Genomic DNA, 14573 nt, shown 5'->3' with positions numbered 1-14573 from the left:
GAAGTTTTATTCTTCAGCTTCTTTTGCTGGCGGTGCCAACAGATTCAGATACTTCTGCAGTTCATCCAGGTACTGGCCGTATTTGGCCCAGTCGCCGTCTTTCTGCGCTTTCTCCGCATTGGTGAACGCTTCCTGCGCCTTGGCTGCCAGTTCTGCCTGGCTCAGTGCATCGTCGGTCTTTTGTCCCTCCTGTGCCTCGGCATCGCCGCTGCCCGGGCTTTCCTTGGCGCTTCCTTCACCGAACAGGGAATTGAGCGCATCTGCCAGCGTGCTTTCATATGCGATCTGGTCGCCGTAAGCGACAATAACACGCTTGACTTCCGGAATACTGGAATTTTTCGCCTCCAGGTAAACCGGTTCTACATAGAGCAGGGAATCTTCGATCGGAATGACGAACATATTTCCTCTGCTGTAGTTGGATCCGGCAGAATCCCACAGGGAGAATTCCTTAGAAATCTCTGTATTCTGGTCGATCTGCGCTTCGATTTGCATTGGCCCGTAAATAATCTTGCTCTTCGGCAGCTGATAGAGAACCAGTTGTCCGTAGTTTTCTCCATCATTTCGTGCCACCAGAAGACCGGTCATATTCTTCTTATCTTTCGGCGTATACGGGATCGAGTTAACGAATTCGGCGCTCTTTTCTCCCGGCAGCTTCATGATATAGTAGTTCGGCGTCATCGCGGTTTCTTTTGTGCCGTAAATTTCATCGGCCACATCCCACATATCCTCTTTCTGGTAGAATACCTTCACATCGGTCATGTGGTACTTTTTGTACACGTTGGCCTGAATGTTAAAGAGTACATTCGGATAACGAATATGCGCCTGGAGAGATTCCGGCATTTCTTCAAAATCCTTGAAGAGCTTGGGATAAATCTCTTTGAAGGTATTGGCAATCGGATCCGTATCATCAACCAGGTAGTAATTGGTTGTTCCATTGTATGCATCGATAACAACTTTAACCGAGTTCCGGATATAATTGGTGTTGTTCGTCTCATCGAACGGTTCGGAATACGGATATCTGGTACTGGTCGTGTACGCATCGATCATCCAGTAAAGGTTTCCGTCAGCTGTCACGATATATGGATCGCTGTCGTATTCCAAGTATGGCATGATCTTCTGAACTCGTTCCTCGATGTTGCGGTTGATGACGATCCTTGAGTCGCTGTCAATGTTGCTGGACACCAGCAGCTTGAGGCTGCGCTCGCGGATTGAGAACATCATTTTATTCAGCATATTGAGTTTGATTCCGGCATCACCTTCGTATGTGGCGTATTTATTGTTGTCTCCGTCCGGATAGTCGAACTCTTCTTCGTTGGTATTTACTAAGATATAATTATCTGTTTTTTCTCCGAAATAGATCTCCGGTCGTTTGATCTGAATTTCCTGTACATCGGAAATCGGCGGGATACTGTCAATCAGCATATCCGGCTGGCCGCTGGAAGTTACCTTGTCAACTCTGGAAAGAGTAAGTCCGTATCCGTGGGTGTATTTCAGATGCTTGTTCAGCCATGTATCGCTGATCTTTTCTTCATCAATTTCTCTGGCTGACTGGAATGTCTGAGTATATTCACCATTAACCATATAGCGGTCCACATCGACATCATTAAAGGTGTAGTATTGTCTGATACTTTGTGTTTGATTGTAGAATTTTTCCGCTGGTTCATAATCATTGATACGGATGTTGGAAATCGTCTCCGCATTGTTAGCGATGTCTTCGCTGCTCAGGTCATTGTTGGCCGCAAAGGGTTTGACCGTCACTTCCCCCAAATCATATGCGTATCTGGTATATTCAATATTACGTTCCAAGTATTTGCTTTCTTTGTTGATTTCATCAGGCGATACGACCAAATTCTGGATCAAGGTACCTGCGCCTGCGCCAACCAGCCCTACTACAATCATAATGACCGGTACAACCACAGCTGTCTTAAATTTTCTCTTGGAAATGCCAATGGCAAAAGCAATAGCTGCTACCACGGAAAGGACCATAAGGATACGGTATACCCAAAGGGTAATGTTGACATCTCTGAATCCGGCGCCGTAGACCGTTCCCGTATGTCCATAAAGCAGATCGAACTGCTTCAGGAAAAAGTTAATTGCAACCATAACAAAGAACAAAATCCCCACAATAATCAACTGCTTTTCGGCAATGCTGATCAGGTGCATAAAGTTCTTGTCATCGAACTGCTTTTTCCGTCTTGGAGCACGGTTCATGCCGCTTTTCTTGCCGGTAAAGGCTTCCCCGAATTTGCCGAACATGTCGGTTACATTGTCAAATCCGGTTCTAGGTCCGTCATGCGGACCGGTGAAGGGTTCTTCTTCAAAAGGTTCTTCTTTTTCCTCAAACATTTGAGGCGTCCGAACCGACAGGAGCACAGCGTAATAAAGCAGCGTCAATATGGCAAAGGCTATAATTACACCGATTAAAATCTGGTTAAGCTCCTTAATGAATGCCAGCTTAAATACATAGAACGATACGTCCAGATTGAATAAAGGATCGGAAATATCAAATCCTGTGCTATTGGCGAATTTTAGAATTTCAAACCACAGCTGGGTCACAGAAACAAAGGTGACCAGTACGGCGAAGACGATTGCCATTCCCCATGATATGAGATTCAGCCTCTTATGGTTTGTCTCCTCATTAGATTCCACCTTTTTGAAATATCCTCGTTTGAGGAATTTCAGGTAGACATACGCCAAGAATGTGATGACGATAAATGTAGGTATTCCGATTTCCAGCTGAGTAATCAGCTTTTTGAGAAATACGCTTACATACCCCAGTTCTCTGAACCATAAAAAGTCTGTTATAAACCCAATAAGACTCAGGAACAATACGATGAGCAAAAGAATTACGATGATTAATCCTTTTAAGCCCAGTTTCTTCTTTTTCAAATCAATTCCTCCCTTTTGTGATACTACATATATAAAGGTTAAATTTCATAGCTGGCTACCACTTTCATGATCTCGTTATCCGGCTGCAGTTCATAGATTCGCTTTGTTGTGGAATTTTGCTTGCTTCCGTTTTGCGTATCAGACACTTTTTCGGATACCCAGACAAAGTAGGAGCTGCCCGCTTGTCTGATTTCTCCAATTTTTAGCGTCTTGAAAGTCTCTTTCATGCCTTTTTTGCCCAGCTGTTTGACCTCTTTATAAAGATCCGTTCCTTGCTGCATTAAATTGAGAACACTAGTGTCATTATTATTGATCAGGTTTACCTTTTGCGAGTCATATGCAATGATCGCTCCAACGATAGCCTGGTCGTAATACACTTGTTTGTTTTCAGCGTCTTTGTACCAGGTAACATCAGCCAGCTTTTGGGTCAGGTTCAAATCTTGATTCTCATATTTTTTGTCCGGATCAAATTTTAAATCCGCGTTGTATTCGATAGCCGCGATGTTTCCATCCTTATTTTTGCCCATTTCAGCCTGAATTAACGTCGTCTTGTCTTCCATCGGCTCCTCACGAATATCTTCCTTCTCCATGGCAAAGGTATATTCAGCATCGTTTCCGGTGAAGAGATGGATCACCTTGTTGAGCTGGCTGTCGATGAACTTGGCAGCACCGCTGTTTGGCGCAGTCAGCTTAATCACAACGCCGGCAATTTCGATTGCCAGCAGGATGATCAGGATTACCAGGAAGACTTTAAGAACCACTCTGCCTTTTCCGCCCTTTTCTTCTTCATCCTCATCTTCTTCATCTTCAAATTCCATATGGTCCGCAATTCCAGTCTGTTCAATGGCTTCGCTAATGTCTTCCGCCGGGCTGTAATCGGACGGGAAGACCATGGTCGCATCCATCGGCTGTTGAGCTGGTTCTGTTTGATTATTTAAAATATCGGCAACGGATTCTTCTGACATAATCAGAGTCTCGTCCGATACTGGTTTTGCTTCCGCAGCAGGTTCATCCGGAGCCGGATCCTGCGGTTCTTCCCCCATCAGATCATCAAAGGAGAAAAGCTCTGCCGGGATTTCTTCCAGTTCTTCTGCCGAACGAGCCGGCTCCGCTTCGACGGAAAGATCTTGGAGTTCGTCGAGAATATCAATTTCTTCAATCGTATCTGCAGCTGGCACAGATGCTGCCGGCTCTTCCTCAAAGTGTCCCAGAAAATCAGGCATATCCACTGGTTCAGATGCAAAATCTTCAACTGGTATCTCTTCCTGCGGCGCTACCTTGGCCGCGGCTTCGGCTGCTGCTGCTTGCCGGTCCCGCTGTACCATCTCAGAGGCAGTTGCCATTCCTGCGAGAATGGCGGCTTTATCAACGGCTTTTGTCTTTTCTGGAATCGGCTGTTCCTCTTGCAGCGGCTCGTTTTCTTTCAGCGCATCCTCAAGGGATTGTTGACCAAAGAAGGTCTCTCTTGCCCGCACCATTTCAGAAATATGGTTGAGCGGATCTTCTTCCGCAGCTTTAGCCGCAGCAGCCTTGGCTTCTTCTTCCGCCTTTGCCCGCGCAATTGCTTCTTCCCGAGCCTTGGCTTGCGCCTCTGCTTTGGCTCTAGCTTCTGCGGCTGCTTTGGCCTCTGCCTCGGCTTTTGCCTTAGCTTCTGCTTCTGCTTTGGCTCTGGCTTCCGCCTCTGCCCGCAGTCTTGCCGCTTCCTGAGCTAATTTGGCTTCTGCTTCTTCTTGCTCGATTCTGGCTTTTTCTGCTTCTGCTTTCATCGCTGCTTCTGTATCTTCTCTAGCTGCTGCTCGTTCTTTTTCGCGTTCGGCAGCTTCCTGCGCCGCTCTTGCATCCGCAGCCCGCTTAGCTTCCTCTTCCAGTCTCAGCCGTGCGGCCTCTTCCGCTGCCTGCGCCTTTGCAAGAGCTTCAGCCTCTGCTTTGGCTTTGGCCGCCTCTTCTTCTCTGGCCTTGGCTTTTTCTTCTTCTATGATTCTGGCCGCTTCTTCCCTGGCTTTTTTTTCTGCTTCTGCTGCCTCAATGCGGTCCAGCACATCGGTTTCTACTGGTTTCGGTTCGTAGCTTTTTACGACCCCTTCGGCAGCAAAAAGTTCTTCCATTGGGTCTTCCGGCTTTCTTGAAGCAAATTTTTCTTCCGATGCGGCCGCCGCTGTGTTCATTTCCTCAGAGAGTATATTCCCGGATTTTATCTTTTCATACTCCCGATCTAAAAGTTTCTGAAACTCTTCGTTCTTTTTATTAAAAGTAAAAAATTTGTCGATTTGCTCGGATTGTTTTCTAGCTTCGTCAGCCTTGCTGTCCAGCCCTCCGAAGAGTTCTTCTTCCAGGCTGGACGCTGCCTGAGGTTTTTGCCCTTCATCCGGCTGTTTTATGGTTTCGGATGCAGGCTGTGGTTTGGCGTCTGCCGAGTTAATCGTTTCCTGCACTATTTCTCCTGCTGGTTTTGTTTCAGCCGTGTGCGTCTGCGCAGGCGCGCTTCTATGCTGTGCCGCCTCCAATTCTTCAGGACTCATCGACCAGTTAAAATCAATTTCTTCTGTCTTTTCCACTCGTTGTCCCGGGAATGTATGTATATTCCAATCAAAATCCTCAACCGGCGGTGTCACGGACCCGGATTCTTTGGATTTTCCTGCAGAGTCGTCCAGCCCAAGGTCTATTCCAAGATCGAGTGACTTAAAGTCAAATGGTTCAAACAAAGGAGCCTTTTCTTCCGGCTGCCCTTCAGCCTGTGCGTGCGAAGTTTTCTCCTCTGCGTCCGCAGCCAGATTCTCCGGTTTATCGTTTTCGCTTGCTAAAATTGTTTTTTCTCCACAGGAACTGCAAAACTTATCCCCGTCTGCCAATTTTTGTCCACAATTTCTACAATACATAAGTTCCTCCTCTGCTTGTTACTCTTTAATAAGTAATTCAAGTTCTTCCTTTGTATAGATTTTTCCGCTTTTTCCAATATTATAAATTGACGTTGCGGGCGTTTCGCTGCCCTTGTCCAAAGTATCTGTCAGCTGAACGTCGGGCTCAGCTTTTTCTGTGGCCTCTATGTTCGGAATATTAGCGGTCTGTATCGTTTCTGGCTCGTGAGAGGATTCTTCCGGAGCGTTTATTGGTTCATGTTGTTTTTTCTCCGGTCCCTTATCCTCCTCCGCTGTATATTCGCCGTGTTTTTCTGCCGGCGGCGGTTCCGGATTCACGTTTTCTTTTTGTATCGGTTCCGTCTCTTGCACTTGTCCTGTTTGAATGCTGGCCGTGTTCTGCCGTGACACTGCCGCTGCTTCCTGCCTGATTCTGATGGTTAAAGCCTTTTCCACTGTAGTCAGACGCTTTTCGATATTTTCCAGAGCCGTGAGCTGCGCAGCGGATTGTTTCCGCCATAGGATCAGAGTGATCACTAGAATCAGCAGGATCACGACAGCTACTACTGCAAGTATCGGCAAAGCTATTGTCGTCATGCTAAAATCTCCTATTTTTAAGATATCCCGGCCTTTCTATTTGTCTTGGCGTACTTCACCGAGATTATAACTTTTAATATTATACTACAAAGTTAAAACAATAGCAAACACAACAGTACAGAAAGCTTCAGGAAATTCCATACGCAAAAAGAGCGGGTACCCCCGCTCCAATAATTAGGAGAGACATCCTGCTCTTTTTGCCGTAAGAATTAGTACTCAGATCTGTTGTTCTGGTTCTTTTCGTTGTTGAAACGATTGTTCTGTGAATTTTTTTCGTTCCTTTCACTTCTTTCGCTTCTGTTCTGGTTGTTGTTCTGGTTGTTGTTGTTCTGGTTGTTGTTGTTCTGGTTGTTGTTGTTTTGGTTGTTTTTCATTTCTCATCCCTCCTCGTTTATTATTTTGTTCCGACCGTGCATTTTGTATGTGCGGAAAAATGAGGAATTTTTATACGCATGTGTTTTTTGGCTTTGATTGATTTGCAGTGGAAGGAATGAAGGCAGGTCATTCACTAAGAAAGTGACCGAAAAAAGAAAGTCGGCTGCCGGAAAAAGCCAAAATTTTTTTTGCGGAATTTACACTTTTTTCAACGATTGATCCAGCCGGAACTGGGTAAAGTGCCGGTGAACTGCAGCCGCAAGAACTATTAATAATATCCATTTACATATGAAACCGCCCATATCCGCAGCTTGTAAAAGCGCTTTTCCCGCTTCTTCAGTTTACCAGAAGAATAAAAAATGGTATCATTCGTTTTGGCAAATAGACCCGTATTCAATATAATAAAAGGAAGGTACATCATGTTGAAATTTTTTCGAACCACTTGCACGGTATTAGCTGTTGTCGTACTTTGCTCCTCATTCTCAGTCCTTGTCTTTGGGCAAAGCAGCGCAGAGCCAACTGCAGCACCATCAGACGCCCAAAGCTCCGGACAAAAAATCATTGCAGAACTTGATAGTTTGCCATCCAACACATCTCGGCAAACTATTAAAATTGGCTCCGGAAAATCACCCAATCTGCCGAAAGAACTCCGGGTCCGCTTTGAAAATAACTCTGATTTTGTAGCCGTCAATGCGGACTGGAACTCAAAGCCGAGCTTCAGCGCCGATCGGGCAGGTAATTATACATTCACACCAACGTTTCCCGCTCAATTTCATTCAAACCCATCTGCTGCACTTCCCGTTATCCATGTAATCGTAGTCAAAGCGGATACTTCCGTTAGTGGAATTTTTCAAAAATTCACAAAAAAATCACGGCAGACAATTTTCCAAAATATTACTGTAACCCCGGCTTATGGAAGAACCCTCGAATTGCAGTTATACCAAAACGGACAGTGGCTCACGAAAAAAAACTTTCAGCTGCCTGACTCAAGCAGCGCTGCCCTCACCGCCGTTTTTCCCAATGATTGGTGGAAGGTTCCCTCATCCGCATGGCGTTTTGTGGTTCCGGAAAGCGACCAAGCAGCGGCTTTCACTAGCAGCAGTATAACCATAAAGACTCAAAGGTATTATCAAAATCCTTCAAAATATATTCAAATCCAGGATAAAATAAAGTTAAAGCATTCCGGCGGCTACAATTTAAAGGTGGGATATATGGGGCTGAAAGTCCAGAAGGTCAATCGTTATTTTCATATTGGGAATAAATATTGGCCTCGCTACACTGCTCAAACAAAACGGAAAGTCAAAGCCTTTCAAAAGCGAAAAAAATTAAAGGCAACCGGCGTCGTTAATAAAGCTACGTGGTTAATGATGGGTTTTTCGGAAAGTTCCTGGTACAACCTGGGAGCCTATGTTTCACCGATCATAGTAGACCCTTCCAGCACGAAAAAGGACCATATCGACGCGATGATCAGTACCGCCAAGAAATATCTGGGCTCAAACTACGTGGTAGGAGCTTCGGGAAAACCCCGCCAGGGTGCGGATTGTTCAGGCCTGATCATGCAGGCGCTGTACGCGTCCGGCATCGATCCTTATCCGGTCAGTTGTGTAAGGCATTCCAAGCCGGGGTACGAATTTGAATCGCGAAATATCTGGAAGAACAAAAAGTTAAAGACCGTGTCTTATACGAAAAAGAAGCGGGGCGATTTGATCTTTTACCAAGGTCCCAGCGGAGCAATCAACCACATTGCCATTTATCTGGGCGGCGGAAAGGTAATCGAATCCTGGCCTAACAAAGTAGTGATCCGGCCGATTAAGAACGGCCGCCGGAGCAGAATTAAAGGGGTAAAACGAGTGTTTAATTAACGACATGTATTCAGGAAGAATAAAACCAGCATACTTGTTGTAATACTGGCATTCTGGTTTTTACGTTTTATTTTTGCTTAAGCGCTTTTTTGCTGCTGAAGATTATGGTCATCCCGATCGTCATGGCAATAAGCATTCCCCTACAAGCTGAGATTGACATCGGCACCGGTCTGGACCGAATCGGCATTATCCAATGTATCCCCATCCGATGTGGTGGTTGTAGTTGATGTCGTCGTATTGTCATCGTCCCATCTTTGTATTGTAATTTACGAAATTTTTAAAATCTTCTTGACATTACAGTTACAGGATACGCTAACATGATAGGTAAGAATATTGGATTGATGGAAAGAGGCTGAAAGGTTTGTTAGAAAAATTTATTCAGAAATATGGGGCCCCGGCCGGGGTTTTAAGCCTAATCATTGCAGCACTCCTGTGGGGCGGCGAATATGTAGTTGCAAAAGATGTTTTGAACTTGATCGAACCAAATTGGAGCAATGCTATCCGAACGTTCTTCACGTCTGTTCTGGCCCTCGTTATATGGCGGAAGCAGTTTGCCAGGGCCACCCGGCAGGATTGGAGACGGGGAGCCGTCTGCGGGAGTTTGTTCGGCCTGGCCTTTGCGCTTCAGATCATGGGATTGAAGATGATCAACGCCGGAATTAACGCGTTTATCTCTTCTGCATATGTTGTGCTGGTTCCATTTATGGTATGGTGCATCGAAAAAAAGCGGCCACCCAGTAAAGTTTTTGTCAGCGCTTTCGTGGGAATTTTAGGCGTAAGTATCATGTCCGTAACCGGTTTTTCCACAGGGAGTCTGTCAATCGGCACCGGCGAACTTTTATCGCTGCTCAGCGCCGTCGGCTATGGAGGTGCCATCGTGGCGGCGGATTATTACACGAAAAAAACATCTGTAGAATTTATCACAGGCTGTCAGTTCTTATTTACGTTTGTCATCGCTGTCATCTTTGCAGTGATTATGGAAGTGCCGCCGCGCATCGTTATGACGCCGTCCATTCTGTTGGAGTTTTTATATTTAATCATCTGCGGAACATTTATTACGCAGCTTTTGTTTACCATAGGCGTGAAATATGCTTCGGCCAATCAGGCAGGCGTCATATTCCCCTTAGAATCTGTTTCCGCAACCATATTGGGCTGCCTGTTTTTGCACGAGCAGCTGAAAGTCGTTCAGGTTATCGGGGGAATTCTCATTGTTGCCGCGATCGTCATCAGCAGCATTACCAGGAAGAAGTCATCAGACTTATAAAGAAACCGGTCCGATAATCTCAACCATGGCTTTATAGTAATCGTATTTAATGCCGTTTTCGGACCCGGCTGTCAGGAACTTGCTAATCACAACGCCCGTCGTATTACCAAGTTCATGCAGCCCTTTTAGATCCTCTTTCAGATTATGCTCCCACGGGAAGGCGTACTCCGTTCGAAAGAGAAACGATAAGTACTGATTTTCTGGCTGTTTCAGTGCCCAAAGGGGCGCTACCCCTTCCGGTATCTGATCCGCGTGATCAAGGGGTAGAGCGATACCCTCCAGACACCGATCGTAAGGAGGCTCATAGACATTGATCATACAAAACGTATTTATACTGCTTACGTATAATTCCATGATGGAATTTTCAAAACTCCAGGGCAAAAGAATGAAGGGATCGGGCTTGCATGGCTGAAATGGGGCATTTTGCAGCGCCTTATATTCATTGGATCGTTCAATCCTGTAATCCAGCTTGCTCATCGTATTCGACAGCTTTTCCATTTCCTTTTCCAGCACACTGCGCCTTTTGGCAATCATATCGATGTTATCGTCTACGGACGCTTGGTTAATTCGGCAAATGTCCTTGAGGGACAGACCGAGAGAACGGTACATGAGCAAATCCTGTATTTCAGAAATTGATTTCTTGGAATAGACTCGGTAATCGTTTTCCTTATTTCTTTCCAGGGAAATTAATCCTTTCTTCTCCCAATAGCGTAACGCGGACTTGGGTACATTGAAGAGCTTTGCGATATCTTTTATGTTTTTAAGGAATGCTTTGCTATTTTCCTTTTGATCTGGCATCTTGTCCACCTTTTTCTTATCGGAGTTACAATAAAGGAACGGTCGTTTTGTTATAAGGAAATTCTATCAAAATAACCATTGACATTCAAGTAAGTTTAAGGTTTACCATGAGAACATAGAATTCAAAACTTAATTCAGGAGGAGAGAAGATGGATTTACAAACAACGGACAAAAAAATAAAGCCAGTATTGGCGGCTACGGTTTTACCGGTGGCAGGCGGATTGGATTTTGTCTTTATTGAATATATTTCCGCATACATAGACTCGGTGAGTCTGGTGTTCTTGAGACTTGCGCTGATCGCTATTTTATTTCTGATTGTACTTAAGATCAAAGAAAAGAAGCTGCCTTTTCAAAAGGAAGACATACCAAGATTTCTGATTGGCGGCGCTCTTGGATCCGGGCTCTATTATATCATCGAAGCCATCGGGATTACGCTTACGGGAGCCTCTCTTTCGTCGCTGTTGTTTGCAACTGTCCCTCTCTTTGGAATGATCGGAGATGCCATCGTATATAAAAATAAAATTACAAAAGTAAAATTGCTTGGCGTTCTGGCGTCCATTGCTGGTGTGGCCGTGATTCTTATGGGCGCAGAAGAAGGCGATTTCAGCGGCAGTCTCTTGGGGATCATTCTGGTGCTCATTGCTGCCTGCTGCTGGGTTGGTTATACGATTGTCGCCAAACCGTTAAATAACAAGTATTCCATCTTGGCAATGACGACCGGTTTTTTTACAGCGGGAGCATTGATCGATCTGCCGCTTTTCTTGCTCTATCATCCGGAGCACGTTCTGCAGCTCACTCCAATCCAGTTAATCCTCATTATGGCGGCGGCTGTCCTTCTTATCGGAATCAGTCAGCTTTTCTATCTTTATGGGGTCGGAAGGTTGGCAGTAACAACAACCGCCATTATGATGAACCTGCTGCCTTTCACAGCGGTTATTGTCACATGGATTTTATTTGGGACGTTATTAAACACGATGCAGTTGCTGGGCGGAGCTGTAATCATAGCATCGATTACCATAGTTGCCCTGGCTGACAGGCCGAAGGTCGGCGCAAAAGAAATTAGCAGCAGCAAACCGAAAAAACAGTGACCGAGCTTTCAGTTCTGCTAGCTGTTTCGGGAAAAAGGCAACATGTAATACCTGCTTCATTCAGGCTTTTTTATCTAAAACGATCATCCGCAGTATCATTGCCAGCTATACGTGCCTTCATCTTCGAAAACGGACCGGGTTTTACTCCGCACCATTAGAATTTCATGGTGTGGAGTGCCATCAGGGGTTTACACAACCCGCTGCGCGGCCTGTCGTCCTGTCTTAATAGCCAAATTATCTCTGTAGAAGGACAGCACCCCAACGGGCTTTCCATTTTTTCACCGTCCATGGCTTAACCACATATTTCACTGCGATGATGCGCTCTATTCCTTTATTCTCAGGTTAGGTCACTTCTAACGCAGCTTTAGTCTGAGTTCTCTTGTGCAATGTTTTCTTGCCATTATCTCCCCTTCAATCCTACTTCTTCGTTCACCGGCCCTTTCGCCTCTCTACTTTTTTTGGGTACACATTATCCTTGTTAGGGGCCTAGAGTCTTTTTTTATTTACAGCCCGTATGGTCTATTTTACACCTTAAAGAGGTCTGAAAATGCTAAAAACCACTGAAATTTCAGTGGTTTTCGTATACTTTGTGGTACACCATCAGGGGTTCGAACCCTGGACACCCTGATTAAGAGTCAGGTGCTCTGCCAGCTGAGCTAATGGTGCATATAATCCTTTAGATTTCAATCTTTTTCAACTATAAGCATGTCTGTTTTTCAAACTTGCAAAATTGATTATACAATATTCAAATCTCTATTGCAAGTATTTTTTTATTAATTATCAATAATTTTATCTGGCCTGCTCTTAATGCAAATAAGCTATTTACAATGACACTTGATATCTTCCCTTTTTTAAAAGGACACCTTGCCCAGAGCATAAAAATATTGCTGTATACCGGAACATGTTGTTTTTGTGCAAAAAAATAAACCATAGGTATGGATTTTTCATAAAACGTAAGATAATACCGATCGCTACTTCCTCTCCCACCTTTACTCCCCATAAAGTTTCCGTCTTTACACCTCCGTACTTCGGAATCTTTGTCTACCGCTACGCTCCCGCTCCGGCGACTTACAACTCATATTTCCTCTGACTTCGGTTCCTAAAGTTTTCACTTTACCAAAATTCCTTTTTCTGCCTTTGGCCGCCCGGCCAGCATCGAAAGGCGTGTCACTTGGTTTTGCAATCGGTATTATCTTTTTGTTGACTCAGTTTGCATTTCTGGTGGACTCACCCTCTTTCTTTGATTAAAGCCTTTTGACTTCAACTTATTTATTTCAAAAGCTAGTAGAGAGTTCCATCTTAGATTTCCTTCTCTTTCTTTGCTTTTCTTGTTTGTATTATAGCATCACTTTTTTAACATTGCAAGAATTTTCTGATATTTTTTAAAAATTTTTTGTCTTGCCAAAAACCTTGTGGTATTTTTACCATCGGGACGGCATTGTCGCAAGGTAAAAAATACTGAATCTTACCGTGACTGAAAATTCGTTGTTTAAGAGGTAAAATTTGTAATCTTAATATGGACATTGCTATAGTATTTGCCCATATCGAATAGGAATTGACAAAAAAACTAAAAATCGTCCCATCAGGGACAAAAAATAGGTGCATCGGGTAAAATCAGCGAATCTTGCTGCGCCGTAGCTTGCAAGGTATACGCCTATCGACATTACATGTTTAGAAAACGCTGCTCCTTTTACGTGATAAATAAAAGAGCCGCTGCGATAACGCAAATGCGGCTCCTTTGGATATGATGAGAATTAATCGTGGCACTTATGCCCCTCTCCGTGATGGGAACACTGGATCGTTGGATCATATTCCAGATTGCCGGCTAACAGCCGTTCTACTTGTTCATCCACGGCTCCAGATACTCCCGGCAGCACCTGAATGTCTAACTCGGCCAAAGCAGCTTTGGCACCTCCACCGATACCACCGCAGATAACCGTATCGACACCTGCGTCTTTGAGAAATCCCGCCAGACTCCCATGTCCTTTTCCGCCTGTAGATACAACTTCACTTGAGGATACAGTTCCATCCTTTACCTCATAGATTTTAAACTGGGACGTCTGCCCAAAATGTTGAAATACCTGTTCATTTTCGTAAGTAACTGCAACTTTCATCCTGATGGCCTCCTTTTTTGCAACACCGATTTCTGCCCTGCGGGCAAATTCTATAATTTCCTCCCTGTATGATCAAGGGTTTGCCGTCAACCAAGGCCTCCGCCAACTTTTTCCGAGCAGAATTATACACAGCCTGCACTGTAGTTCTCGCTACTCCCATCTGTTGGGAACAACTCTCCTGATTGTAGTCCAGATGGTCGATCAGTCTGATCGTCTCGTATTCATCAACCGTCATAATAACGTTTTCATCTGCGGCATCACCGTCCAGCGGTCCAAAATTGCATCGTTTAGGAAGGCCGCAGATTTTTCTGCATTTTTTAGGTCTCGGCATGGTAATCTCCTTGGTTTCTGACTTATGTCAATTATAGCCCAGTTTCTGACTTATGTCAATTATATTCCGATGTCTTTTTTCAGAGGCATGAAAATGACAGCAAAAAACAAATCGTCTGGCACTCAGTATTACAATTCTTGCCAAAAGGCTTCGACTTTGATAGTTACTCTCAGATCTCAGATTCTCGCGTTTCTCGCCCCCGCTGGTCTGAAATCATAAAAGATGCGAGCTGCGGCTCGCATCTTTTATCCTGCTGTGCAGAAGAGTAGCCCTGCACGAAACGTTAAATGGCCGGAAGAAATCAAAAAAATTTTAATCTTTTCCCCTTTTTCAACGATTAAACCCTCTTAAATAGGCTTTTCAGGAGTCAGGCCTACTTTTTTCCAAAATGATGCCCCGC

General features: G+C 44.6%; 12 protein-coding genes and 1 tRNA gene. 3 read left to right on the top strand and 10 right to left on the bottom strand.

All coding sequences use genetic code 11. From position 1 onward, the window contains the following. Nucleotides 1–6: 6 nt before the first annotated feature. From NIA71_RS16460 to NIA71_RS16440, 5 genes are all read right to left on the bottom strand, one after another. The gene (locus NIA71_RS16460) at nt 7–2889 is read right to left on the bottom strand and encodes a UPF0182 family protein (RefSeq protein ID WP_148397541.1); all 2883 of its coding nucleotides are present in this window, start codon (nt 2887–2889) and stop codon (nt 7–9) included. A 38-nt stretch (nt 2890–2927) separates the two neighbouring features. Then, nucleotides 2928–5765: a zinc ribbon domain-containing protein gene (locus tag NIA71_RS16455; RefSeq protein WP_253020989.1), complete on the bottom strand. Its 2838-nt coding sequence runs from the start codon at nt 5763–5765 to the stop codon at nt 2928–2930. An 18-nt stretch (nt 5766–5783) separates the two neighbouring features. Beyond that, a complete protein-coding gene (locus NIA71_RS16450) occupies nt 5784–6341 on the bottom strand; it encodes a hypothetical protein (protein ID WP_148397543.1) in 558 nt (185 codons plus the stop codon). 209 nt (nt 6342–6550) lie between these two features. Next, nucleotides 6551–6715 (bottom strand): hypothetical protein, encoded by a 165-nt coding sequence (locus NIA71_RS16445; RefSeq protein WP_253020988.1) that lies wholly within the window; start codon nt 6713–6715, stop codon nt 6551–6553. A 269-nt stretch (nt 6716–6984) separates the two neighbouring features. Next, nucleotides 6985–7350 carry a hypothetical protein gene (locus NIA71_RS16440; RefSeq protein WP_253020987.1) on the bottom strand — a complete coding sequence of 122 codons (366 nt, stop codon included), beginning with the start codon at nt 7348–7350 and terminating at the stop codon, nt 6985–6987. A 295-nt stretch (nt 7351–7645) separates the two neighbouring features. Here NIA71_RS16440 and NIA71_RS16435 point away from each other — a divergent pair, with 295 nt between their 5' ends. Together NIA71_RS16435 and NIA71_RS16430 are read left to right on the top strand one after the other, a co-directional pair. Then, nucleotides 7646–8578 carry an NlpC/P60 family protein gene (locus NIA71_RS16435; RefSeq protein ID WP_253020986.1) on the top strand — a complete coding sequence of 311 codons (933 nt, stop codon included), beginning with the start codon at nt 7646–7648 and terminating at the stop codon, nt 8576–8578. A 361-nt stretch (nt 8579–8939) separates the two neighbouring features. Next, nucleotides 8940–9842, top strand: coding sequence for a DMT family transporter (locus tag NIA71_RS16430; protein WP_148397545.1), 903 nt, complete (start codon nt 8940–8942; stop codon nt 9840–9842). On the opposite strand, the gene NIA71_RS16425 is transcribed toward NIA71_RS16430, so the two are convergent. Then, nucleotides 9837–10640 carry a MerR family transcriptional regulator gene (locus NIA71_RS16425; RefSeq protein ID WP_253020985.1) on the bottom strand — a complete coding sequence of 268 codons (804 nt, stop codon included), beginning with the start codon at nt 10638–10640 and terminating at the stop codon, nt 9837–9839. The two genes, NIA71_RS16430 and NIA71_RS16425, sit on opposite strands and share 6 nt — an antisense overlap. A 149-nt stretch (nt 10641–10789) precedes the next feature. Between NIA71_RS16425 and NIA71_RS16420 the strand changes: the two genes are divergently transcribed. Continuing rightward, nucleotides 10790–11728 (top strand): DMT family transporter, encoded by a 939-nt coding sequence (locus NIA71_RS16420; RefSeq protein WP_253020984.1) that lies wholly within the window; start codon nt 10790–10792, stop codon nt 11726–11728. 590 nt (nt 11729–12318) lie between these two features. Here NIA71_RS16420 and NIA71_RS16415 read toward each other — a convergent pair. From NIA71_RS16415 to NIA71_RS16400, 4 genes are all read right to left on the bottom strand, one after another. Then, a tRNA-Lys gene (locus tag NIA71_RS16415) sits at nt 12319–12394 on the bottom strand. Nucleotides 12395–12473: 79 nt separating this feature from the next. Then, on the bottom strand, nt 12474–12728 hold the full coding sequence (locus tag NIA71_RS16410) for a hypothetical protein (protein WP_253020983.1): 255 nt from the start codon (nt 12726–12728) through the stop codon (nt 12474–12476). 754 nt (nt 12729–13482) lie between these two features. Further along, a complete protein-coding gene (locus NIA71_RS16405) occupies nt 13483–13842 on the bottom strand; it encodes a NifB/NifX family molybdenum-iron cluster-binding protein (protein WP_148397554.1) in 360 nt (119 codons plus the stop codon). Further along, nucleotides 13814–14173, bottom strand: coding sequence for a DUF134 domain-containing protein (locus NIA71_RS16400; protein WP_148397555.1), 360 nt, complete (start codon nt 14171–14173; stop codon nt 13814–13816). The genes NIA71_RS16405 and NIA71_RS16400 overlap by 29 nt, the downstream gene beginning before the upstream one ends. Nucleotides 14174–14573: the final 400 nt, after the last annotated feature.

This window comes from Ihubacter massiliensis (assembly GCF_024125305.1).
Lineage (GTDB): Bacteria > Bacillota > Clostridia > Peptostreptococcales > Anaerovoracaceae > Hominibacterium > Hominibacterium faecale.
The sequence above is the reverse complement of the archived record's forward strand: the minus strand, read 5'-3'. Positions and strand labels throughout refer to the sequence as shown.